At 71.4% G+C, this 23,592-nt stretch carries 16 protein-coding genes; 6 read left to right on the top strand and 10 right to left on the bottom strand.

Annotated elements, in window-relative coordinates; translation table 11 throughout:
* Nucleotides 1–160 precede the first annotated feature (160 nt).
* A complete protein-coding gene (locus ACZ6EG_RS11420; protein WP_356611959.1) occupies nt 161–1,378 on the top strand; it encodes a thiolase family protein in 1,218 nt (405 codons plus the stop codon).
* The gene (locus ACZ6EG_RS11415) at nt 1,375–3,504 is read left to right on the top strand and encodes a 3-hydroxyacyl-CoA dehydrogenase NAD-binding domain-containing protein (RefSeq protein ID WP_391968660.1); all 2,130 of its coding nucleotides are present in this window, start codon (nt 1,375–1,377) and stop codon (nt 3,502–3,504) included. The genes ACZ6EG_RS11420 and ACZ6EG_RS11415 overlap by 4 nt, the downstream gene beginning before the upstream one ends.
* A gap of 82 nt (nt 3,505–3,586) precedes the next feature.
* On the opposite strand, the gene ACZ6EG_RS11410 is transcribed toward ACZ6EG_RS11415, so the two are convergent.
* Genes ACZ6EG_RS11410 through ACZ6EG_RS11400 form a run of 3 tightly spaced genes read right to left on the bottom strand, consistent with a single transcriptional unit; the run spans nt 3,587 to nt 8,159 of the window.
* The gene (locus tag ACZ6EG_RS11410) at nt 3,587–5,092 is read right to left on the bottom strand and encodes a hypothetical protein (RefSeq protein ID WP_391968661.1); all 1,506 of its coding nucleotides are present in this window, start codon (nt 5,090–5,092) and stop codon (nt 3,587–3,589) included.
* A 46-nt stretch (nt 5,093–5,138) separates the two neighbouring features.
* Nucleotides 5,139–6,650, bottom strand: coding sequence for an Ig-like domain-containing protein (locus ACZ6EG_RS11405; RefSeq protein WP_391968662.1), 1,512 nt, complete (start codon nt 6,648–6,650; stop codon nt 5,139–5,141).
* Nucleotides 6,651–6,698: 48 nt separating this feature from the next.
* Nucleotides 6,699–8,159, bottom strand: coding sequence for a hypothetical protein (locus tag ACZ6EG_RS11400; RefSeq protein ID WP_469603691.1), 1,461 nt, complete (start codon nt 8,157–8,159; stop codon nt 6,699–6,701).
* Between the two features lie 71 nt (nt 8,160–8,230).
* Here ACZ6EG_RS11400 and ACZ6EG_RS11395 point away from each other — a divergent pair, with 71 nt between their 5' ends.
* A complete protein-coding gene (locus tag ACZ6EG_RS11395) occupies nt 8,231–8,743 on the top strand; it encodes an endonuclease/exonuclease/phosphatase family protein (RefSeq protein WP_469603689.1) in 513 nt (170 codons plus the stop codon).
* Nucleotides 8,744–8,750: 7 nt separating this feature from the next.
* A complete protein-coding gene (locus tag ACZ6EG_RS11390) occupies nt 8,751–9,044 on the top strand; it encodes a hypothetical protein (RefSeq protein WP_469603686.1) in 294 nt (97 codons plus the stop codon).
* Nucleotides 9,045–9,195: 151 nt separating this feature from the next.
* On the opposite strand, the gene ACZ6EG_RS11385 is transcribed toward ACZ6EG_RS11390, so the two are convergent.
* Nucleotides 9,196–13,149, bottom strand: a complete 3,954-nt coding sequence (locus ACZ6EG_RS11385; RefSeq protein ID WP_469603683.1) for a bifunctional glycosyltransferase/CDP-glycerol:glycerophosphate glycerophosphotransferase — start codon at nt 13,147–13,149, stop codon at nt 9,196–9,198.
* Nucleotides 13,150–13,535: 386 nt separating this feature from the next.
* On the opposite strand from ACZ6EG_RS11385, the gene ACZ6EG_RS11380 reads away from it, so the two are divergent.
* Nucleotides 13,536–14,624, top strand: coding sequence for an LCP family protein (locus tag ACZ6EG_RS11380; protein ID WP_469603680.1), 1,089 nt, complete (start codon nt 13,536–13,538; stop codon nt 14,622–14,624).
* A 33-nt stretch (nt 14,625–14,657) separates the two neighbouring features.
* Here the strand turns inward: ACZ6EG_RS11380 and ACZ6EG_RS11375 are convergent, their stop codons facing one another.
* Together ACZ6EG_RS11375 and ACZ6EG_RS11370 are read right to left on the bottom strand one after the other, a co-directional pair.
* On the bottom strand, nt 14,658–15,776 hold the full coding sequence (locus ACZ6EG_RS11375) for a DUF8189 domain-containing protein (protein WP_469603677.1): 1,119 nt from the start codon (nt 15,774–15,776) through the stop codon (nt 14,658–14,660).
* Between the two features lie 175 nt (nt 15,777–15,951).
* Nucleotides 15,952–16,974, bottom strand: a complete 1,023-nt coding sequence (locus ACZ6EG_RS11370) for a DUF8189 domain-containing protein (RefSeq protein WP_469603675.1) — start codon at nt 16,972–16,974, stop codon at nt 15,952–15,954.
* 80 nt (nt 16,975–17,054) lie between these two features.
* Here ACZ6EG_RS11370 and ACZ6EG_RS11365 point away from each other — a divergent pair, with 80 nt between their 5' ends.
* Nucleotides 17,055–17,432, top strand: coding sequence for an NTP pyrophosphohydrolase (locus tag ACZ6EG_RS11365; RefSeq protein ID WP_361009246.1), 378 nt, complete (start codon nt 17,055–17,057; stop codon nt 17,430–17,432).
* 190 nt (nt 17,433–17,622) lie between these two features.
* Here the strand turns inward: ACZ6EG_RS11365 and ACZ6EG_RS11360 are convergent, their stop codons facing one another.
* The 4 genes from ACZ6EG_RS11360 to ACZ6EG_RS11345 form a co-directional block, all read right to left on the bottom strand.
* Nucleotides 17,623–19,149, bottom strand: a complete 1,527-nt coding sequence (locus ACZ6EG_RS11360) for an amino acid permease (protein WP_469603673.1) — start codon at nt 19,147–19,149, stop codon at nt 17,623–17,625.
* A 140-nt stretch (nt 19,150–19,289) separates the two neighbouring features.
* Complete coding sequence (gene dxs, locus ACZ6EG_RS11355) at nt 19,290–21,218, bottom strand: 1-deoxy-D-xylulose-5-phosphate synthase (RefSeq protein WP_356611983.1); 1,929 nt, start codon at nt 21,216–21,218, stop codon at nt 19,290–19,292.
* A gap of 260 nt (nt 21,219–21,478) precedes the next feature.
* On the bottom strand, nt 21,479–22,771 hold the full coding sequence (locus tag ACZ6EG_RS11350) for a sugar ABC transporter permease (RefSeq protein WP_391968670.1): 1,293 nt from the start codon (nt 22,769–22,771) through the stop codon (nt 21,479–21,481).
* Entirely contained in the window at nt 22,768–23,559 is a 792-nt protein-coding gene (locus tag ACZ6EG_RS11345) for an ATP-binding cassette domain-containing protein (RefSeq protein ID WP_356611986.1), read from the bottom strand. Before ACZ6EG_RS11345 ends, ACZ6EG_RS11350 begins: the two co-directional genes overlap by 4 nt.
* Nucleotides 23,560–23,592: the final 33 nt, after the last annotated feature.

Below are 23,592 nucleotides of genomic sequence, written 5' to 3'. Positions count from 1 at the left end.
CCAAGATCCAGGGTGGAGCGGTGTCCGGACGGTGTGACGTTCGCCGCTCCAGCCGGGGGGACTGTGCAGCTACGTTACCCACAAGTAGCATGGGCCTGAGCGCGCGCTCAGTGCATGCGTGCCGCAGCAGTGCCACCCCGCACCCTGGAGGAGAGCCATCGTGCCTCGTACCGTCAGGGACGTCGTCTTCGTAGACGGCGTCCGCACCCCGTTCGGCAAGGCGGGCCCGAAGGGCATCTACCACGAGACCCGCGCCGACGACCTGGTCGTGAAGGCGATCCGGGAGCTGCTGCGCCGCAACCCCGGTCTCGACCCCAAGAAGATCGACGAGGTGGCGGTCGCCGCGACCACGCAGATCGGTGACCAGGGCCTGACCATCGGCCGCACCGCCGGCATCCTGGCGGGCCTGCCCACCTCGGTCCCGGGCTACTCCATCGACCGCATGTGCGCGGGCGCCCTGACCGCCGTCACCTCGGTGGCCGGCTCGGTCGCCTTCGGGGCGTACGACGTCGCCGTCGCGGGCGGCGTCGAGCACATGGGCCGCCACCCGATGGGCGAGGGCGTGGACCCGAACCCGCGGTTCGTCAGCGAGAAGCTGGTCGACGAGTCCGCCCTGTTCATGGGCATGACCGCCGAGAACCTGCACGACCGCTACCCGAGCATCACCAAGCAGCGCGCCGACGAGTACGCCGTGCGCTCCCAGGAGAAGGCCGCCAAGGCGTACGCCAACGGCAAGATCCAGGCCGACCTGGTCCCGGTCTCGGTGCGCCGCACCAACGAGGAGGCCGGCGAGACCGGCTGGGGTCTGGTCACGGCCGACGAGCCGATGCGTCCGGGCACCACCCTGGAGAACCTGGCGGGTCTGAAGACGCCGTTCCGCGTCCACGGCCGGGTCACCGCGGGCAACGCGGCCGGTCTGAACGACGGCGCGACCGCCTCCCTCATCGCGAGCGAGGACTTCGCCCGCGAGAACGGCCTCCCGGTCAAGATGCGCCTGGTCTCCTACGCCTTCGCGGGCGTCGAGCCCGAGGTGATGGGCTACGGCCCGATCCCGGCGACCGAGAAGGCCCTGGCCCAGGCCGGCCTCTCCATCGACGACATCGGCCTGTTCGAGATCAACGAGGCCTTCGCCGTCCAGGTCCTGGCCTTCCTGGAGCACTACGGCATCGCCGACGACGACGCGCGCGTCAACCAGTACGGCGGCGCCATCGCCTTCGGCCACCCGCTGGCCTCGTCCGGCGTGCGTCTGATGACGCAGCTGGCCCGCCAGTTCGAGGAGCAGCCGCACGTCCGCTACGGCCTGACCACGATGTGCGTCGGCTTCGGCATGGGCGCGACGGTCGTCTGGGAGAACCCGCACTTCGAGGGGGACAAGTGAGCACCACCGCAGAGCTTCTGAAGGGTGCGGCCGAGCTGTTCCCGGGCGAGGTCGTCACGCAGGCGCACGTACGCCACTTCGACCTCCCCCTGGGTGCGGGCCGTTTCGCCCTGATCACCCTGGACAACGGTCACGACCACACCAAGCCGACCACGCTCGGCCCGCAGTCGCTGGCGAACATCGACGCCGCGATCGACCGGGTCGAGAAGGAGGCCGCGGACGGCGAGATCGTCGGCGTCGGCGTCACCGGCAAGCCGTTCATCTTCGCGGTCGGCGCCGACCTCAAGGGCGTCGAGCTGCTGAAGCGGCACGAGGACGCGCTGGCCATCGGCAAGGGCGGCCACGACGTCTTCAAGCGGCTGTCGCAGCTGGCCGTGCCGACCTTCGCGTACTACAACGGCGCGGCCATGGGCGGCGGCGTCGAGATCGGCCTGCACTGCGCGTACCGCACGGTGTCGGCCGCGCTCCCGGCGTTCTCGCTCCCCGAGGTCTTCCTCGGCCTGGTCCCCGGCTGGGGCGGCTGCACGCTGCTGCCGAACCTGATCGGCGCCGAGAAGGCCGTCTCGGTCATCATCGAGAACAGCCTGAACCAGAACAAGCAGCTCAAGGGCGCGCAGGTCCACGCACTCGGCATCGCGGACGCGATCTTCGAGGGCGCCGACTTCCTGGAGCAGTCGCTGATCTGGACGGCGTCCGTCCTCAAGGGCGAGATCGTCGTCGAGCGTCCGGCGATCGACCGCGGCGAGGCCTGGGACCAGGCCGTCGCCAAGGGTCGCTTCGTCGCCGACTCCAAGGTGCACGGCGCCGCCCCGGCCGCCTACCGCGCCCTGGACATCATCGCCGCCGCCAAGAACGGCGACCTCCAGCAGGGCTACGACGCCGAGGACCAGGCCCTCGCCGACCTGATCATGGGCGGCGAGCTGCGCTCCGGCATCTACGCCTTCAACCTGGTGCAGAAGCGCGGCAAGCGCCCCGCGGGCGCCCCGGACAAGTCGCTGGCACGCCCGGTCACCAAGGTGGGCGTCGTCGGCGCCGGCCTGATGGCCAGCCAGCTCGCGCTGCTCTTCCTGCGCCGCCTGGAGGTCCCGGTCGTCCTGACCGACATCGACCAGGAGCGCGTCGACAAGGGTGTGGGCTACGTCCACGCCGAGATCGACAAGCTGCTCGGCAAGGGCCGGATCAACCAGGACAAGGCCAACCGCCTCAAGGCCCTGGTCACCGGCGTCCTGGACAAGGCCGAGGGCTTCGCGGACGCGGACTTCGTCATCGAGGCCGTGTTCGAGGAGATGGGCGTCAAGCAGAAGGTGTTCGCGGAGGTCGAGGCGGTCGCCCCGGCGCACGCGATCCTCGCCACCAACACCTCCTCGCTGTCCGTGTCGGAGATGGCGTCGAAGCTGAAGCACCCCGAGCGGGTCGTCGGCTTCCACTTCTTCAACCCGGTCGCGATCCTCCCGCTGCTGGAGATCGTCCGCGGCGAGCAGACCGACGACGCCTCGCTGGCCACGGCGTTCGGCGTCGCCAAGAAGCTGAAGAAGACCGCGGTCCTCGTGAAGGACGCCCCGGCGTTCGTCGTGAACCGCATCCTGACCCGCTTCATGGGCGAGATCCAGAACGTCATCGACGAGGGCACTCCCGTCGAGGTCGCCGAGAAGGCCGTCGAGCCGCTCGGCCTGCCGATGTCGCCGCTGGTGCTGCTGGAGCTGGTCGGCCCGGCGATCGGCCTGCATGTCTCCGAGACGCTCAACCGGGCCTTCCCGGAGCGTTTCACCGTCTCCCCAAACCTCAAGGCGGTCGTCGAGGCGGGCAAGCGCGGCTTCTACGTCTACGACAGCGGCAAGCCCGAGCTGGACCCCGAGGTCGCCGCGCTGCTCAAGCAGGGCGACACCGTCCTCACCGAGGAGCAGGTCCGCGAGCGCGTGCTGGACGCGGTGGCCCAGGAGATCGGCCTCATGCTGGACGAGGGCGTCGTCGCCGAGGCGCAGGACATCGACCTGTGCCTGATCACCGGCGCCGGCTGGCCCTTCCACCTGGGCGGCATCACGCCGTACCTGGACCGTGAGGGCGTCTCCGAGCGGGTGAACGGGAAGCGGTTCCTGGAGCCGGGCGTGGCGAGCGTGCCCGCGTAGTTCCGTGCGCGTACTCCGGTACGACGACGAGAGGGCCCCCGCCCTGCGGCGGGGGCCCTCTCGCGTGCCGTCGGGGGCGCGGTCAGTAGCCGTACGGCGTCGCGCCCGCCGGGGTGTGGGCGACGGCGAAGGGGACCAGGGTGGCCGGGGACTCGTTGCCCGCCGCGTCCACGGCGAACACCTCGACCGTGTGCCGGCCCTCCTGCCACGGCCAGCCGGAGTCCCAGGCCCAGCGTCCGTCGACCGCGACCGGGCTGCCCCCGAGGAGGGTGCCGCCCGCCCTGAACCCCACCTGCGCGGCCCCCCGGGCGAGGCCGGTGAACCGCACGGCCGACGTCGTCACCTGCTCGTACGCCACCGGGGACTGGACCGCCGGGGCCGCCGGCTGCCCGCTCGCCGGGGCCGCCTCGAACCGCGCGGCGGGCTGGGCCGGGATCGCGCCCGCGGGGGCGGTGGCACCGGCCACCGTGGTGAACGGGACGACGACGCCCTTGGTGTGGCCTCCGGCCGCGTCCCAGGCGACGGCCTTGACCTGGTGCTTGCCCCTGCTCCAGGCCTTGCTCAGCTGCCAGGACCAGGTGCCGTCCGCGGCGACGGACGGCGAGCCCAGGAACTTGCCGTGCTCCCACAGGCTCACGCGTACGGCGCCGTGTGCCGTCCCGGTGAAGTACACACCGTCCGTGGGTAGTTCGCTGTGCGGCACCGGGTGGGTGACCACCGGCAGCGGGAGGTCGGCGCGCTTGTCCTTGGAGGTGCCGGACAGGTAGGCGGCGATGGCCGAGGTGTCGCGGTCGGGTTCCTCGTACCCGTTGCGCACCATGCCGAGCCGCGGGGGGAGTCCGTCCGCGAGCATGTTGACGAGGCCCATCAGGAAGGGCACGTTGCGGCGCGTGACCTCCGAGTGCTTGGTGATGTAGGGCGACTCGCTGTAGACGAAGTTGAAGTTGTCGTATCCCTGGAAGAGCGGGAGGAACGGCTCGACCTGTTCCCTGTACTGCTCGTCCTGCGGCGAGGAGAGCAGGTAGATGTTGGCCTGCCGGGCCACCCCCGAACGCACGAGGTCGGGCAGGATCGCGTCGAGCACCCGCACGTTCTGCTCGGGCACCCCCTCGCCCAGCATGAAGCGGGCGGTCTTCGGGTGGACGGTGCTGATGTAGGTGCCGATGAGGAACTGCGGCACGATGGAGACGATGTTGCCGAACCCGTAGCGCATGCCGAAGTAGAGGGCCGCGCTGCCGCCCTTGGAACCGCCCCAGAGCGTGACCCGGTCCGGGGTCAGGTCCAGGGCGTTCATCACCTTGGAGATGACCCCGATCACGGACTGCTCGAGGGAGAAGTCCATCCCCTCGCACAGGTAGTAGCTGCGCATGCCGCGGAACCGGTCGCGGATCCACAGGATGTTGGCCCGGACCGGGTTGAGGACCCCGTTCGACCAGCCGTAGTCGTCGGTGACGCCGAAGTTGGCGAAGACGACGACGAGATGGCGGTTGCCGCCCTTGGCATGCGCGAAGCGGTACTCGACGGGGTGGGCCCCGGAGGTGTCGATCCCGTTGATCAGTTCGCGTGCTTGCGACGGTGCTGTGGGCATGTGTGGCTTCCACTCATGAGTTGTTCGACGGCGGTCGCGGCGGTGGTCAGTACCGCGGCGTGATGGAGCCGGCCGGTGCGGCCGTGGGGGCGACGGCGAAGGGGACCTGGGTGGGCACGGACTCCACTCCGTCCGCGTCGACGGCGACGGCCTCGACCAGATGCGGGCCCTCGGGCCAGGGCAGCCCCGGCTCCCAGGACCAGGTCCCGTCCGGCCGTACGGCGTTCGCCCCCAGCAGTGCGCCGTTCCCGCGGAACCTGACCTGTACGGCGCCGGGGGCGGTGCCGCGGAACACGACCGCCGTCGCCGGCACCCGCTGGTGTGCCGCGGGCCGGGAGACGAGCGGCGGCCGCGCGACCGGCGCCGCGTGCGGTGCCGCCTGTGCGGCGGGGCCCGGTGCGTGCGGCGGCAGGCCCGGGGCGGCGTCCGCGGTGGCCGTGAAGCGGACCTCCGTCGTCGCCGAGTGGAAGCCCGCCCCGTCCACCGCGAAGATCTTGACGCGGTGCTCCCCCGCGGCCCACGGCTTGGACGGCGCCCACGACCAGGTGCCGTCGGCGGCGACCGGCGGGGAGGCCAGGAACCTGCCCTTCTCCCAGAGGCTCACCCGCACCGCGCCCGGGGCCGTGCCGCTGAAGGGCGTGCCCGTCGCGGGCAGTCGACCCCCGGCGGACGGGACGGCCACCACCGGCGGCTGGAAGGTCGTGCCCTCCTTGACCTTGGCGGTCGCGCCGAGGAAGTCGTCGATGGCGGAGGTGTCCCGGTCCGGCTGCTCGTAGCCGTGCCGGGTGACACCGAGCCGCGGGGTGATGCCCTCGACCAGCAGGTAGGCGATGCCGAGGAGGGGCGGCACGTTGCGCAGCGTGACCTGGTTGTGCTCCCGCACGAACGGCGACTCGCTGTGGATGTAGTTGAAGTTCGGGTAGCGCCGGAGCAGGTCCAGGAAGGGCTCGACCTGGTCCCGGTACTGCTCGTCCTGCGGCGACGACACCAGGTAGATGTTGGCCTCGGGGCTCGCACCCGCTCGCAGCAGGTCGGGGAGGAGCGCGTCCAGCACCCGCGCGTTCTCCTCGGGAAGCCCCTCACCGAGCATGGAGCGCCCCACCTTGGGATACACCTCGCGGACGAAGGTGCCGATGCGGAACTGCGGGACGCAGGCGACGATGTTCCGGAAGCCGTACCGCAGCCCGAACCAGAGGGCCGCGCTGGCCCCCTTCGAACTGCCCCAGAGCGTGACGTCGTTCGGGGTCAGACCGAGCGCCGACACGACCTTGGCGATCAGGTCGATGACGGACCGCTCGACGGAGAAGTCCATCTCCCGGCACAGGTAGTAGGTCAGACCCCCGTCGAAACGGTCGCGGATCCAGAGGATGTTGGAACGCAGGTCGTCGAGGGTGCCCGTGGACCAGCCGTAGTCGTCCGGTGCCGCGAGGTTGGCGAAGACGACCGTCAGGTGACGGTTCCCCTTCTTCGCGTGGGTGAAGCGGTACTCGACCGGGTGCGCACCGGACGTGTCGATCCCGGTGATGATCTGGCGCGCCTTCGACGCTGCTTTCGGCATGGGCGGCTTTCCACTCGTGGAGTCGTTGTGATCGGCGGCCGTCGGCACTCAGTACCGCGGCGGAAGGTGACCGGCGGGCACGGAGACGTCCAGCGCCGTGAAGTCGGCCGGGGCCGGAGCGGACTCCGCGCCGTGGGCGTCCACCGCGACGACCTCGACCAGGTGCCGGCCCACCGGCCACGTCCAGCCCGGTTCCCAGCCCCAGACGCCGTCCGGCGCGACGGCCGCCGCACCCAGGAGGACGCCGTTCTGCCGGAATCCCACCTGGACCGCGCCCGGCGCGGTTCCGTGGAAGGTGACCGACGTCCCCATCTCCTGCCCGGGGCCGGGCACAGAGACGACCGGCGGTGCGGGGACGGCCGGACCCGCCGCGGGCCCGTCGACCACCGTGAAGGGCACCTCCACCCGGCTCGAGTGGAAGCCGGCCGGGTCCACCGCGAAGATCTTGACCAGGTGGTTCCCGGTGGCCCACGGCTTGGCCGGCTGCCAGAACCAGGTTCCGTCGGCCGCGACCTCCGGCGACGCCACGAACTTGCCGTTGCGCCACATGCTCACCCGCACCGCCCCCGGGGCGAGCCCGGCGAAGTGGACGCCGGACACGGGGACCTCGCCGTGGTAGCCGGGTGAGGTGACCACCGGCGGCGCGAAGGCGTCGGTGCCCTGGACCTTGGAGGTGGCGGAGAGATAGGCGTCGATGCCCGACTGGTCCCGGTCGAACTCCTCGGCGGCATGGCGGACGAACCCGAGGCGGGGGGCGTAACCGTCGGCCAGCAGGTTCAGCAGGCCGACCAGCGCCGGGACGTTCCGCCTCGTCACCGTGGCGTGGCCCGTGATGGTGGGCGACTCGCTGTACAGGAAGTTGAAGTTCTCGTAGCCCTGGAAGATGCCCAGGAAGGGCTCCACCTGCACGGCGTAGTGCTCGTCCTGCGGCGAGGACAGGACGTAGATGTTGGCGCCGGGGTTGGCGCGGCTGCGCACCAGGTCGGGCAGGAGGGCGTCCAGGACCCGGGCGTTGTGCGCCGGCGCGCCCTCGCCGAGCATGTAGGCGGAGACCTTCGGGTGCCGCTTCTCCAGGGCGTCGCCGACGAGGAACTGCGGGACGATGGCCACGATGTTCCGGTAGCCGTGGCGCAGGCCGAAGTACAGTGCCGCGCTGCCGCCCTTGGAGCCGCCCCACAGGGTGACCTGGTCGGGGGTGAGCCCGAGGGACCGCATGACGTTCGAGATGAGGGTCTGCACCGACTCCGCCAGGCCGAAGTCCATGTTCCGGCACAGGTAGTAGGCGTTCATCCCGTCGAAGCGGTCACGGATCCAGAGGATGTTGGCGCGTACGTTGTCGAAGACGCCGTTGGACCAGCCGTAGTCCTCGGGGGCCGAGAAGTTGGCGAACACCACGACGAGGTGACGGTTGCCGCTCTTGGCGTGGGAGAACCGGTACTCGACCGGGAACGTCCCCGACGCCTCGATCCCGTTGAACAGCTTTCGCCCGCTCGAGGATGCTTTGGACATGTACGGCACTCCAGTTTCGGGGACAGATCGTCGGATTGGCTCCGAATCGCCTGATCGGACATGATGTCGGGATGCCTCTCACGGCCCCCTCGCTTCCGCCCGGCCTGCGCCGGCGGGGCACACTGATCGCCCTTGTCCCGGTACTCGCCGTGTCGGCGGTCCTCGCGGCGGTGCTGGTGCGCACCGCCCCGGGTGACGGCACGGACGGCGACCGGGGTGCGACACGGCCGCCGGACGCCGAGCGCCTCCTGACGGTGGCGACCTGGAACATGTGCGGCGTGCGGCAGTGGGGTTGCGCGGACACCGGCAGCGGCCCGGAGAAGCGGCGGGCGGTGGAGCGGCTCGTCGACGCCGGGGCCGACGTCGTGCTCCTCCAGGAGGCCTGCGCCACGCACGCGGAGTCGGTGCGCGAGGCACTCGGCGAGAGCTGGCAGTTGGCCTTCCGGCCCTACACCTGGCGGGACGGCGGCGGACGCACCGGAACCATCGACTGCGAGGGGCGCGGCCGTCGACGTCCGGGTGTGCAACGCCCACCTGAGCCTTCCCGGCAGCGACCGGGCGCACCCCGGCTGGGAGTACCGTGACGACCAGTTGAAGGCGCTGGTCGCGGCGGTTCCCGGCCGGCGCACCGTCTTCGGCGGCGACTTCAACCTGCGGCCGCCGGGTGCCCGCAACCGGTCCGGCTGGGTGTGGCCCCCGGCCGCCTACGACGCGTTCCGGGAGTGCGACCAGACGTCCGGCGCCGACCGGTCGGGCCGTGCGACCCATGTCTCCGGTCACAAACTGGACTACCTCTTCGCCGGGTTGCCTCGCTCCTCCTGCGTGGTGCGCGACACCGGGGTCTCCGACCACCGGGCGCTGCTGATGCGGGTGGACACCGGCTGAGGCCGTGCCGGAGGGGCTCCCGGCTCCTCCCCCGTGGTCGGGGGACGGTCCGGGCGCCGACGGGGCGGACCAGGGCGCGGTCATGGGGCGCCGGTGCCTTCGGCGGCGGCGTCGCGCGGCCGGGGGCCGCCGTCGGGACGGGTCGTCGGCGTCATACGATCGCGCCCTCGTAGGTCCGGCCCTCGGCGGCCGGCGCCTGACCGAACGGACCGGCCGGCTGGTCGGACCCGGCCGGCGTGAGCCGGGGCAGGTGGGGGTGCTGCTGCGGCAGGTGCACCTGCCGGGGCGCGGTGGCGGGCGCGGGCCCGGATTGCGCGGGGACCGCCCCGACCGGCTCCGTCTCGGCGGTCCGGGCCCGCACCGCCCGGCGCGGCGCGGTGAACCAGCTGCCGGCCCCGCCCCGCACCGGTGTCATGGCCCGCCCTGCCTGCCGGGTGTCGGCGGTCCCGACGGCGGGTGCCTGCGCCTGGCCGGGCGCGAGGTCGCCGCCCGCGACCAGCATCCGGTCGGCGAGGCGCGCGGAGGCGTACCCGTCGTCGAGGTCGCAGAACTCGCGCTGGAACCAGCGGTACCGCTCGGCGTAGGCGTCCTGGATCCGGTCGATCTGCTCGACCGCCGACACCAGGTCCTCGGAGGTGTCCAGGAGGGGGCCCGGGGCGCTGCTCGCGAAGTCGAAGTAGAAGCCGCGCAGGGTGTCGCGGTAGTGCTCGAGGTCGTAGGTGAAGAAGAGGATCGGCCGTCCGGTGTTGACGTAGTCGAACATCAGGGACGAGTAGTCCGTGATCATGATGTCGGTGATCAGGGAGAGGTCGGCCATGTCGGGGTAGTCGGACACGTCGAAGACGAACCCGTCGCCGGCGCCCGGGACCGGGTCCACGACGTTGGGGTGGCGGCGGACCAGGAGCACGTGCTCGGCGCCGAGCCGGGCGCGGGCGTCCGCCAGGTCGATGCGGAAGTCCAGCTTGTACTTGCCGGGCGCGTAGTACTGGTCGTCGCGCCAGGTGGGCGCGTACATCACGACCCGCTTGCCGTCGGGCAGGCCGATCCGGCGCCGGATCTCCTGCTCCCGCCGCTCGGTGCCGGGCAGGCGCAGGATGTCGTTGCGCGGGTAGCCGGACTCCACCATCTCGCCGGGGAAGCCGAAGGCGCGCTGGAGGATCGGGGTGGAGAAGCTGTTGGGCGAGACCAGCATGTCCCAGTTCCGCACCTCCTTCTCGACCCGTTCCAGGTAGCGCTGGTCGGCGAAGTGGATGGACTCGATGTCGTGGCCGATCTTCTTCAGCGGGGTGCCGTGCCAGGTCTGGACGACGATCTGGCCGTCCCGCTTCTGGAACCAGTCCGGGAGGTGGTTGTTGGCGACGACGTACCGGCTGGTGGCGAGGGCCTCGTACCACTCGGGCGACCACATGCGGATCGGGATCGCGGTGTGCGGCACCTCGACCTGGTCGTCGCGGACCACCCAGAGGTGTTCGAGGTCGGTACCGCGCCGCAGCAGTTCCTCGTGCAGGGCCCGGGGGCTGTCCGAGTACTGGGTGCCCTTGAAGGCGTCGAAGAGGATCGCGGGGCGCACCCTCTGCCGGCGGGCCGCCGGGTACGCCCTGGTGCGCAGCAGCTTCTGGCGGTACGGGCCGCGGGCGTCGTCGGGCATGGCCGAGTGCACCAGCAGGGACAGCCGGTCGTAGGCCTCGGCCTGGAGGTCGTAGCGCCGCTCGTCCTCCTCGTACTCCTCGGGGAGGGTGGTGATGAGGTCCTGTTCGGTCTTCAGCATCAGGTCTTCGAGGCGGTCCTCGCGGGCCACCGACGACAGGTCCTGGCGCCGCAGGAAGAAGTCCCAGCGGCCGGCCGCGAGCGGGATGTCGCCGGCCAGGGTGCGCATGGCGGCCGGATGGACGACGGCCCGGAACGTGTTGCCGTTCCACTCCACGGGGACCGCGCGCTCCGCGCCGTGCGCCCGTGAGCGGACCACCAGGTGCGCGTCCTGGTACTCCCGCGGCGACAGCCGGTCCGCGGCCAGGTACCGGCCGTGGAGCTCCAGTGAGCCGTCCTCGTGCCAGGTGAACGCCGTCGTCGTGGGGAGGGTGGCCCGCTCGAAGAGCACCAGGTAGCCCGAGCCGTTGCGGTGGACCACGACCTCCCGGTCGCCCTCGCGGGTCTGCAGTTGGGCGGGCATGCGGTAGTGCCCGTCCGGGGTCTCCTCCGCCATGACGGGGTAGAGGGCCGCCTTGCGGCCCTCCACGTGGAGGGTCGTCTTCCAGCCGTTGCTGCCCATGCTCCACGACTGCGGGATGTCCGCGTCGGCCTGGGCGTCGGCCCGGAAGGCCGGCACCAGCGAGCGCAGCGGCAGCCTGGCCGCGAAGGTGCACCATCCCTCGCCGCCCGGGGTGAACCAGACCCGCCCGTCGTGCTGGCCCGCGCCGCTCAGGCTGGTCACGCGGAGCTTGCCCCACTCGGGCACCTTCGGGCCGAGGTACACGCCGCGCAGCTCCAACTGGTCGCCGACCACCCGGTGGGACGTGATCCGGCAGCGCACGACCTCCACCCGCAGCTTCAGCTTGCCCTGGAGGAAGACCGGAAGGATGCGGGTGTTCTTGTCGACGTACCGGTACGGCGGGTTCGCGGCGCTGCCCGCGCCGCCCCGGTCGATGCCGCGGTAGCGGAACAGGCCGCGGCTGAGGACGCCGGTGGCCACGTCCCAGGTCCCCTCGGCCCACTGGCCCTTGCGCTTGAGGCGGGTCGTGTCGATGCGGGCCTCGAAGCCGGCCCAGTCGTAGCAGTAACGATTCTGGTTGGAGGACTCGGTGGCCTGCGGCGCGTAGGTGGTCTTCGCCGCGGTGATCACCATGCGGCCCTGCTTCTTGTTCCGCAGGGCGATCGCCTTCACCGACATGTGCCGCTTGTGCACGTTGATGTAGCGCACGTACGCGGTGCCGGTGAGGGTCAGCAGGTGGCCGTTGGTGCTCCAGCGGGCGCCGCTGAGCGACCCGTGCAGGGAGAGTTCCTTGTCGAGGCGGAACGCCTTCTTGTCGAGGCCTACCCCGCGGTCCCCGAGGTAGGGGTACTTCAGGTAGCGGTGGAAGCGGCGCTGGACCGGCATCGGCCCGCCCCGTCGCTCGAACTCGATGACCTCCAGCAGCTCGGTCAGCCGCAACTCGCGCACCAGGAGCCACTTGACCCGGGCGTCCGCGGGCAGTTCGTCGATGATGGTGAGGTCGGTCTCGTCGAGGAACTCGTTGGCCCACCGCATGAACGACTGGCGGTACTCCTCGTCCGCGTCCGGCAGCACCTTGAGGTGCAGCATCAGGTCGGACTTCAGGCAGGCGAGGTCGTACTTGCGCTTGCTCTCCTCGTACTGCCGCGAGCGCCGGTCCGCCAGGAAGCGGCTGACCGACTGCACCGCCGCGACCCGGTCGCGGAGGTTGGACAGTTCGGTGTGACGCTGGGTGATCGAGGGCGCGGCCCCGCCCTCGCGCCGGCGCCAGAAGTACACGATGTCGGTGATGACGTCGACCTTGGCGGCCCGGAAGTGGGCGTACATGTTGACCCAGGAGTCCTCGTACATGACGCCTTCGGGGAACGCGATGTAGTGGTAGTCCCAGAAGGACCGCCGGAACATCTTGTTCCAGACCGTGCGGTCGTAGATCAGCGCCTCGAACCTGGTGATGTGCGTGCCGCGCCGGTTCTTCTGCATCGGCCCCTTGTGCAGCGGTGACTGCCACTTCTTGGTGGAGTTCATCATCTGCACGTTGCCGGAGACGAAGTCCGAGTCGGACCCCTCCAGGGTCCGCACCAGCAGCCCGTAGGCGTACTCGGGGATGACGTCGTCACCGTCGACGAAGGCCAGGAACTCGCCCTGGGGGTGCATGGCGCGCAGCCCGGTGTTGCGCGCGTGCCCCGGGCCGTTCGGCTCCTGGCGGATCATGCGGAAGCGCGGGTCGGCGGCGCAGAAGTCGGCGGCGATGCGCGAGGAACCGTCGGTGGAGCCGTCGTCGACGAGGATCACCTCGAAGTCACGGAACGACTGGCGCGCGATGGACTCCAGGCATTCGGCGAGATAGGTCTCGACGTCCTGAAAGGGCACGACGATGCTCAGACGCGGATGATCCACCAACTCGTACTCCTACCAAGACATTTCGCCCAGCGGGCCACCAAACAGTCCGTACCGACAACCGTCCGTACGGACTTCCCACCCCTACCTGGTGCACCCGCGGTCCCCTCAACCGCCTCGGCTTCACCTGTCCCCCTGACCGCAGGCGAAGCCCCCCTCGCTACAGTCACAGGTTCGCCACATCTTATGTCACCCTTAAGGATGGTCAAGGGCAGTTAATGTGGCGTACATCGCTGTGACGCGATAAGGTTTCCGGCTCGTAAAATCACTGTGCGTAAGCGCATATAGTTCTCGCAACGACATGACCGCATAGTGGACCGGCCTCCCCCCACCCGGGCCCCTGCGACTCCGCCCCGCGGAGCCCGTGAGGAGAGGAACCGAACACCATGAGCCATACCGCCACCACGGAGCCCCGGCGCACCCGCCGGGCCGCGCCGAACGGCGGTCGCCGTGCGCCACGCCGCCGCAGGCGCTGGGGACGGATCGTCCTGCTGTCGTTCCTTGTCCTCCTGCTCGCCGCCGGGGGCACCGGCTACTGGCTCTACAGCGGCCTGAACGGGAACATCGACGGGGTCGACCTGAACAAGGCCCTGGGCGAGGACCGGCCCGAGAAGCTGCCGACCTCGGGGCAGAACCTGCTGGTCCTCGGCTCCGACTCGCGGGCCGGCGCCAACGCCTCGCTGGACACCGGCAAGGCCTCCGGGGCGCGTTCGGACACCGCCCTGGTGGTGCACATACCCGAGGGCCGCAAGCAGGCCGTCGCCGTGAGCATCCCCCGCGACACCCTCGTCACCCGCCCGCAGTGCGCCAAGTCGGACGGCTCCGACCTGCCCGAGGCGAAGCGTGTGATGTTCAACTCCGTGTACTCCCTCGCGGGGCCGGCCTGCGTGGTCAAGACCGTGGAGAAGATGTCCGGTGTCCGCATGGACCACTACGTGGAGATCGACTTCGCCGGCTTCAAGGGACTGGTCGACGCCATCGGCGGCGTGCCCGTCACTGTCGACGAACCCATCAAGGACAGCGCCAGCGGCCTGGACCTGAGCGCCGGCACCCACACGCTGGACGGCACCGAGTCCCTGGCCTTCGTACGGACCCGGCACGGCGTCGGCGACGGCAGCGACCTCGGCCGCATCGGGCTCCAGCAGCAGTTCCTGATCGCGCTGCTGAGCGAGGTGAAGAAGCAGGACCTGCTGGGCAGCCCCGCCAAGACCTACAAGATCGCCGACACGCTGACCTCGGCGCTCACCACCGACTCCGAACTCGCCTCGCTGACCAGCCTGGCCGACTTCGGGCGCAGCATGAACGGGGTCGACCCCGCGACGATGGAGACGGTCATGCTGCCGGTGGCGTACGACAAGACCGACCCCAACCGGGTGGTCGCCGCCGAGCCCCAGGCGACCGAGCTGTGGAAGGCCGTCCGCTCGGACTCCGAGATCCCCGAGTCGGCCAAGAAGTCGCCCGCGACGGGCGGCTGACCCGGGGCCCCACGGCGCGCAGGTGCCGGCCGCTCAGCGCCCGAGGGTGTGCCACCGGGTGAAGGAGAGGCCGGCGCCGTCGTCCTGGCGCGCCACCTTCGGCGCGCCGTCGGGTCCGATCAGCGCCAGCACCACGCGCCCGTGCCCGTCCCGGGCGAGCGCGGGGACGCCCTGGCAGGACTCACCCAGCGGGTACCACCAGAAGCCGCCGGCCTCGTTCTCGGTGCCGCCCATGCCGAGCGTCACGGAGCCGTCCCGCTCCCGGTGGGCGAGGACGACCCAGTCGTAACCGTCCACCGCCGTACGCAGGGACGCGTATCCCCGCCCGGCCGGCGACCCGCCCAGCGCGGCCGGCCAGTCGCCCTCCCGCCACGCGGCCGCGCCCCCGCTGTCGGCGTCGGTCCAGAAGAACGTGGCGCGGTCCGGCCCGGTCTCCAGGGCGGTGACCGTCCCCGGCAGCGGGCGCAGGGCGAAGCCGCGGGGGCCGGTGAAGTCGCCGCCGGGCGCGGTCTGGCGCCAGACGAGGACACCCGACGCGGACGCGGCGCAGACCTCCAGCCGCCCCCCGGCGAGGGCGACCGGCGCGGGCAGGGCGTCGGTCTCGCCGCCCTGGAGGTCCTCCCACGCCCGCCACTTGCCGTTCGGCGACTCGCGGCGCAGCGCCAGCCCGCCGTGCGCGTTCCGCACGAAGACGTGCACCGTGCCGTCCGCCGCCACGGCCCCGACCGGCGGCCCGAGCAGGCGGCCCTGCTCACGGTCGCGGTGCGGGTTGCCGAGCGAGCGCCATTCGGTGAAGGCCAGTCCCGTCTGGTACTGGATCGCGTGGACGACGTCCACACCGAGCGCGCCGTCGGCCCGCTCGCGCTCCCTGCGGCCGAGGAAGTGGACGTAGGTGTCCGCGCCCTGCACCACCGTCAGGTGGGTCAGACCGGGCGCGGACACGGCGTGCGGTCCGCTCCAGTCGGGGCCGCCCACGGCGGTCTCCGTCCAGCGCACCAGGGCGCCGTCGGCGGGCACGTAGAGGCTGAGGCGGCCGTCCTTGCCGAGGGTGAGCCAGTCGCCGTGGGCCGGTACGGGCGCGCCGGCCGGCTCCGGGGCGCCGGGCCCGTCCTGGCGAGCGGTGCCGACGGGGGCTGCCGACCTTCTCCGCATGGGCTGCTGCCCCTTCCTGAAGCCCGCCGGGTCACGGACAGGGACCCTGGAACGCGCAACATCATATGCGGTTCGTTCACCAGTTCCCCATGGTGTGGTCGACAGGCCCCACCGGGTGGTCTCCAAGCCGTGGAGGGACGGTCACCAGGCCGTCGGGGGACGGTCGCGTGCCCGGTCAGACGGTCTGCCAGGGGCCGAGCGCGAGTCCTGGTTCGTCCTTGCGCCGGGTGAGGCGCAGCTCGCCGGTGGAGGGGCAGAGCGTGGCCGCCACCAGCCGGCCGTCCGCGTCCAGGGCCAGGGACACCACCGCGTCGGTGGGCAGCGTGGGACCCGACTCCGTCCACTGCGCCCCCATCTCCTCCTGCTCCGAGGGATAGGCCGCGAAGACGACCCGGCCGGTGTCCGTCGAACGCTGGGCGACGAGCGTGCAGTCGTGGCCGTCGATGACGCAGCGGACGGCCGCGACCGGGCCCGGGCCGGCGGCGGTCACCAGGGGCACCGGCTTGTCGCCGGGGCGCCAGGCGCAGAGTTCACCGGTGCCGGCGTCGGTGAAGAAGACGGTGGTGCGCTCCTCGGAGGTCGCGAGCGCGCGCAGCGAGCCCGGGCGGACCGACGCGTCGACGGCCTCACCGAGCACCGGCCGCGCGCCCGGCTTCTCCTGGTACCAGTGCCGGATGCCGTCCGTGACGGCCGCGTAGACCTCGACCCTGCCGGACTCCCCCGTCACGGCCGCGGGCTCCTCCTGGACGCCCCGTCCCTTCAGGTCCCGCCAGGGGTCCCAGCCGCCCTTCTCCTTCTGGGCCACCATGCTCAGGCCGCCGCCCCCGTTGCGGACGAAGACGTGGGCGCGTCCCTGGGCGTCGACCGCCACCGCCGGGGTGCCGGTGCGGTCGCCCTGCTTGTTGGGGTGACCGGCGGGCTGCCAGTCCAGCGGCGCGAGCAGCGGACGGAAGTGGGTGGTGTGCACGAGGCCGGACCGGTCGGCCCCGGTGGGCCGCCAGGCGACCAGGTGGGCGTAGCCGTCGGAGCCCCGTCCGACCGAGAGCCCGGGGCGCAGTTCCTGATCGCCGCCGATCCTGCGCGGGGCCTCCCAGGGCCCGGCGGGCGTGCGCTCGGCACGCCACAGGGCGGCGTCGTCCGACGGGAGGTAGACACTGAGGCGGCCGTCGCGGCCGAGGAGAAGCCAGTCGCCGTTCACCCGTCCACTCTATGCGGGACGGTCGGTTCCGCGTCGGGCGGGTGCGGACCGGCACGGGGGCCCCGTGCGACCCTGACGGCATGGACGCCAGCGCACCCCTGCTCGTGATCGTCGACGCCGCGAACGTGGTCGGGTCGGTGCCCGACGGCTGGTGGCGGGACCGGCGCGGGGCCGCGGAGCGGTTGCGGGACCTGCTGGCGGCGGACGGGGTGCCGGGGCGGCCCGGCCCGGTGGAGGTCGTCCTGGTCGTCGAGGGCGCCGCCCGCGGGGTGGGCTCCGTGCCCGGGGTGCGGGTGGAGTCGGCGCCGGGCAGCGGGGACGACCACATGGTCGAGCTCGTCGCCCGGGTCGCGGGGGAGCGTGCGGTGCTGGTCGTGACGGCCGACCGGGAGCTGCGCCGCCGGGTGACGGAGCTGGGCGCCGAGGTGGCGGGGCCGCGGACGGTGCGGCCCACCTGACGACACCCCGCACCCGCCCACCCGCTCCGGCCGACCCGACCGCACTCCGCCCCCAAGCGATCCGGCGACCCGACTGCACCCCCAAGCGATCCGGCCCACGCGTCCGCGCCCCGCACCCGCGGACGCGTCCGGCCCGGCAGTCCCCGTGGAGGGGGACGCACCGGGCCGGAGCGGCAGGTGACCGGGCTGATCACACCGCGGCGTCACCCCCGGGCGGCTTCGACGGCCCGCCGACCGGTGTCTCCTCGCCGAGGGCCATGCGGCTGTGGGTACGGCTGTACAGGAAGTACACGACGACACCGATCGCCATCCAGACGCCGAACCGCACCCACGTCTCGGCGGGCAGGTTCAGCATCAGCCACAGCGAGGCGGCGACCGACACGATCGGCAGCACCGGCACCAGCGGGGTGCGGAAGGCGCGCGGCAGGTCGGGGCGGGTCCGGCGCAGGATGATCACGCTGATCGCGACGATGACGAACGCGAACAGCGTGCCGATGTTCACCAGCTCGGCCAGCTCACTGAGGCTGGTGAAGCCCGCGACGATCGCGATGATCACTCCGAGCAGGATGGTCGGCCGGTAGGGGGTGCGGAACTTGGGGTGGACCCGCGAGAAGAAGCGGGGCAGCAGTCCGTCCCGGCTCATCGCGAAGAACACGCGGGTCTGGCCGAGCAGCAGGATCATGCACACCGTGGTCAGGCCGACGGCGGCGCCGAAACTGATCACACCCGCGAAGAAGGGGTGCCCGGTGGACTTGAACGCGTCGGCGAGCGGGGCGTCGACGGACAGCTCGCTGTAGTGCTGCATGCCGGTGACCACGATGGACACGGCGACGTACAGCGCGGTGCAGATGAACAGGGAGCCGAGGATGCCGCGGGGCATGTCGCGCTGCGGGTTCTTGGTCTCCTCGGCGGCGGTGGCGACGATGTCGAAGCCGATGAAGGCGAAGAAGACGACCGAGGCCGCGGTGAAGATGCCCATCACGCCGAAGTTGGCCGGCGCCCACCCGAACATCAGCTGGATCAGGGGTGAGTCGAGGCCCGCCCCCGCCTCCACGGGCTTCGACTCCGGGATGAACGGGTCGTAGTTGGAACCCTTGACGAAGAAGGCACCCGCGATGATCACGATGAGGACGACGGTCACCTTGATGGCGACCACGAGCGAGGTGATCCGCGCCGAGAGCTTCATGCCGAGGACCAGGATGCCGGTGAGCACCAGCACCAGGGCGGCGGCCAGGATGTCGAAGCCGAAGCCCTCGGCCCCGTCCCGGCCGCTCAGGGCCTCGGGGAAGGTCACGCCGGCGTTGTCGAAGAACGAGCGGATGTAGCCCGACCAGCCGACGGCCACCACCGCCGTGCCGAGCGCGAACTCCAGGACCAGGTCCCAGCCGATGATCCAGGCGGGCAGTTCGCCCAGCGAGGCGTAGGAGAAGGTGTACGCGGAGCCCGCCACCGGAACCGTGGAGGCGAACTCGGCGTAGCAGAGCGCGGCGAGCGCGCAGACGACACCGGCGACGACGAACGCCAGGGCCGTGGAGGGTCCGGCGTTGTCCTTGGCGACGGTGCCGGTCAGTACGAAGATGCCGGTGCCGACGATGACACCGACGCCGAAGACGGTCAGGTCCAGCGCGGACAGGGATTTCTTGAGCGCGTGCTCCGGCTCCTCCGTGTCACGGATGGACTGCTCGATCTTCTTGGTCCTGAAGAGACTGCTGCTCACGGGGGTTACCTCCGACGCTTGTCGTCCCCGACATGATCGAGAGGGGGGCGTACTGCGTATGCCCCGGCGTGAGCGGATTCACGCGGATGGGCAGGTTTCACCACCCCGACGAGTGGAGAACCTGCCCATCCGGTCGTACGTCAGTCGCGCGCGGCCTCCACCGGGTCCGCCTCGGCGCCCGCACGCTCGTAGCGGCCGTCGAGCTTCGCGACCAGACCGGTGACCTGGCGGGCGATGTCCGGCGCGGTGAGCCCGATCTCGGCCAGCACCTCGGCGCGGGAGGCGTGGTCGAGGAAGCGCGGCGGGATGCCGAAGTCGCGCAGCGGCACGTCGACACCCGCGTCGCGCAGGGCCTGGGCGACGGCGGAGCCCACGCCGCCGACGCGCGAGTTGTCCTCGACGGTGACGACCACGCGGTGGCGCTCGGCGAGCGGGGCCATGGCCTCGTCGACGGGCTTGACCCAGCGCGGGTCGACGACGGTGGTGGAGATGCCCTGCTTGTCCAGCAGGTCCGCCACCTCCAGGCACATCGGCGCGAGGGCGCCGACGGAGACCAGGAGGACGTCGGGCGTGTCGGTGCCGGGGGCGCGCAGCACGTCCATGCCGCCGACGCGGCCGACGGCCGGTACGGCGGGGCCGACGGCGCCCTTGGAGAAGCGCACCACGGTCGGCGCGTCGTCCACCTCGACGGCCTCGCGCAGCTGGGCGCGGACCTGGTCGGCGTCGCGCGGGGCGGCGAGCCGCAGGCCGGGGACGACCTGGAGGATCGACATGTCCCACATGCCGTTGTGGGAGGCGCCGTCGGTGCCGGTGACGCCGGCGCGGTCCAGCACGAAGGTGACGCCGCACTTGTGCAGGGCCACGTCCATCAGCACCTGGTCGAACGCGCGGTTGAGGAAGGTGGCGTACACCGCGAAGACCGGGTGCACTCCCCCGTGGGCGAGGCCGGCCGCGGAGACCGCGCCGTGCTGCTCGGCGATGCCGACGTCGTAGACGCGGTCGGGGAAGGCCTTGGCGAACTTGTCGAGGCCGACCGGCTGGAGCATGGCGGCGGTGATGGCGACGACGTCCTCGCGCTCCTCGCCGATCTTCACCATCTCCTCGCCGAAGACGCTGGTCCAGTCGGCACCGGAGGTGGAGATGGGCAGGCCCGTGTCGGGGTGGATCTTGCCGACGGCGTGGAAGCGGTCGGCCTCGTCCTGGAGCGCGGGCTGGTAGCCGCGGCCCTTCTCGGTGAGGCAGTGCACGATGACCGGGCCGCCGAAGCGCTTGGCGCGGGTCAGCGCGGACTCCAGGGCCTCCAGGTCGTGGCCGTCGATCGGGCCGACGTACTTCAGGCCGAGGTCCTCGAACATGCCCTGCGGGGCGATGAAGTCCTTCAGGCCCTTCTTGGCGCCGTGCAGGGTGTCGTAGAGCGGGCGGCCGACGACCGGGGTGCGCTCCAGGACCTCCTTGGTGCGGGCCAGGAAGCGCTCGTAGCCGTCGGTGGTGCGCAGGGTCGCCAGGTGGTTGGCGAGGCCGCCGATGGTGGGGGCGTAGGAGCGCTCGTTGTCGTTGACGACGATGACGAGGGGGCGGTCCTTGGCGGCGGCGATGTTGTTCAGCGCCTCCCAGGCCATGCCGCCGGTGAGGGCGCCGTCGCCGATGACCGCGACGACGTGGCGGTCGCGGCCGAGGACCTCGTTGGCCTTGGCGAGGCCGTCGGCCCAGCCGAGGACGGTCGAGGCGTGGCTGTTCTCGATGACGTCGTGCTCGGACTCGGCCTGCGAGGGGTAGCCGGACAGACCGCCCTTCATCTTCAGCTTCGAGAAGTCCTGGCGACCGGTGAGCAGCTTGTGCACGTAGGACTGGTGTCCGGTGTCCCAGAGCACCTTGTCGCTCGGCGAGTCGAAGACGCGGTGCAGGGCGAGGGTGAGTTCCACCACGCCGAGGTTGGGGCCCAGGTGGCCGCCGGTCTTGGAGACGGCGTCGACGAGGAAGGTGCGGATCTCCTCTGCCAGCCGGTCCAGCTCTTCCAGGCTGAGCCGGTCCAGATCGCGCGGTCCCGTGATGCGGGTCAGCAGCGGCACCCGTGCCTCCTTGCAGTAGAGCTGTTGCCGGGCTTGTCGAGTCTAATGTTCCGCCGTGGCGGAACGTGTCCGGGCGGTGCGTCGTACGTCACGCGTTCGGCCTTACCCATCGGCGGTCCGTTCTACGACTTCCCCGGCGGCCGCACCACGGATGCCCCCGGGACCGGTGCGACGGGCGGGGCGCGGGCGGACGGCGAACCGCCCGCCCGGGTGCTGGACCCGGACGGGCGGTGGTGGAGCGGCGACGGGCGGGGCGGCGCCTAGGCGCGGCCGGCCGTCTTCTGCGTCCTGCGGGTGACCGCGTCGATGACGACGGTCGCCAGCAGCACGCCACCGGTGATCATGTACTGGACCGGCGAGGCGATGCCCTCCAGGGCGAGGCCGTACTGGATCGAGATGATCACCATGACGCCGAGCAGCGCGTCCCAGGTGCGGCCGCGGCCGCCGAAGAGGGACGTGCCGCCGATGACGGCCGCGGCGATGACGTTCATCAGGAACTCGCCGGTGCCCGCGCCCTGGTTGGCGGAGGCGATCTTCGAGGCGACGAAGAGGCCGCCGATCGCGGCGAACGTGCCGGCGATCGCGAAGACCGAGATGCGGACCAGGTCCACGTTGATGCCGGCGCGGCGGGACGCCTCGACGCTGCCGCCGAGCGCGTAGACCTTGCGGCCGTAGGCGGTGCGGCGCAGGACGAAGTCCGTGAGCAGCAGGAACGCGAGGAAGATCACCACGGCCAGCGGCAGGCCCTTGTACTGGTTGAAGACGATCGCCACGGCGAAGGCCAGCACGGCGAGCAGCACCGTGCGCACGATGATCTCGTTCAGCGGCCGGGACGGCACCCCGGCGGCCTCGCGCCGGCGGTTGTCGAAGTACGCGGCGAGGAAGTACCCCGCGGTCACGACGGCCGCCAGACCGTACGCGGCGGCCACGTCGCTGAAGTAGTAGCTGGTCAGCTTGGCGACGACGCCCTCGGAGTCCAGGTTGATCGTGCCGTTGCTGCCGAGGACCTGGAGCATGAAGCCCTGCCAGAACAGCAGGCCGGCCAGGGTCACGGCGAAGGCCGGGACGCCGATCTTCGCGAAGAAGAAGCCGTGGATGGCGCCGGCCACGGTGCCCGTGAGGATGGCCAGCACCATGGCCAGTATCTCGTTCATCCCGTGCGTGACGCTGAGCACCGCGAAGGTGGCGCCCGCGACACCGCTGACCGAGCCGACCGACAGGTCGATCTCGCCGAGCAGCAGCACGAAGACGATGCCGACGGCGATCATGCCGGTGCCGACCATGGCCACCGACATGTCGGTGAAGTTGCCGGCGGTGAGGAAGTTGGAGTTCAGGCTGGTGAAGATGGCCCAGATGACCAGCAGGCCCACGACGACCGGGAGGGAGCCGAGGTCACCGGCCTTCATCTTCCGCTTGAACTCGCCCAGGTAGCCCGCGAAACCCTGCTCGCGCACCAGCAGCCGCGGGTCGACCGCGGCGACGGCGGCGGGAGCGGCTTCCGGGTTCGCCGCCGCGCTGTCCGCGGCGGGTGTGGAGGTCTTGTCGATGCTCACTTCTTGATCTCCCCATTGGTGCGCGCCGCACGACGGGTCACGGCGTTCTCCGTGGCGCCCGTGATGGCGGAGATGATCTCCTCCTGCGAGGTCGACTTGACCTCGAAGACGCCGTTGTTGCGCCCGAGGCGCAGGACGGCGACCTTGTCGGCGACCGCCTTGACATCGGCCATGTTGTGGCTGATGAGGATGACGGCGTGCCCGCGTTCGCGCAGCCGCTCGACGAGGTCGAGGACCTGGGCGGTCTGCTCGACGCCGAGGGCGGCGGTGGGCTCGTCGAGGATGACCAGCTTGGGCTCGCCGAGCATGGAGCGGGCGATCGCCACGACCTGGCGCTGACCGCCGGAGAGCGAGGCGATCGGGATGCGGACGCTGGGGATGCGGATGGACAGCGTGTCCAGCAGCTCGCGGGACCGGCGCTCCATCTCCACCTCGTCCAGGACGCCGCGCTTGCGGATCTCCCGGCCGAGGTAGAGGTTGCCGACGACGTCGATGTTGTCGCACAGCGCGAGGTCCTGGTAGACGGTCGCGATGCCCAGGTTCTGGGCGTCGTGCGGCTTGTTGATGCTGACGGCCTTGCCGTCCCACTCGATGGCGCCTTCATCGATGGGGTGCACGCCGGCGATCGTCTTGACCAGCGTGGACTTTCCGGCTCCGTTGTCGCCCACCAGGGCGACCACCTCACCGGCGTGGACCTCAAGCTCTACGTCGGTGAGCGCCTGGACGGCACCGAATCGCTTGGAGACCCCGCGCAACGCCAGCACGGGCGTAGCGGACACGTGAACCATCTCCTTCGCCGCCTGACCCGGCGGGAGGTTGTA

The organism is Streptomyces sp. NPDC041968, assembly GCF_055589025.1.
This window is presented reverse-complemented; position numbering and strand designations above follow the sequence as displayed.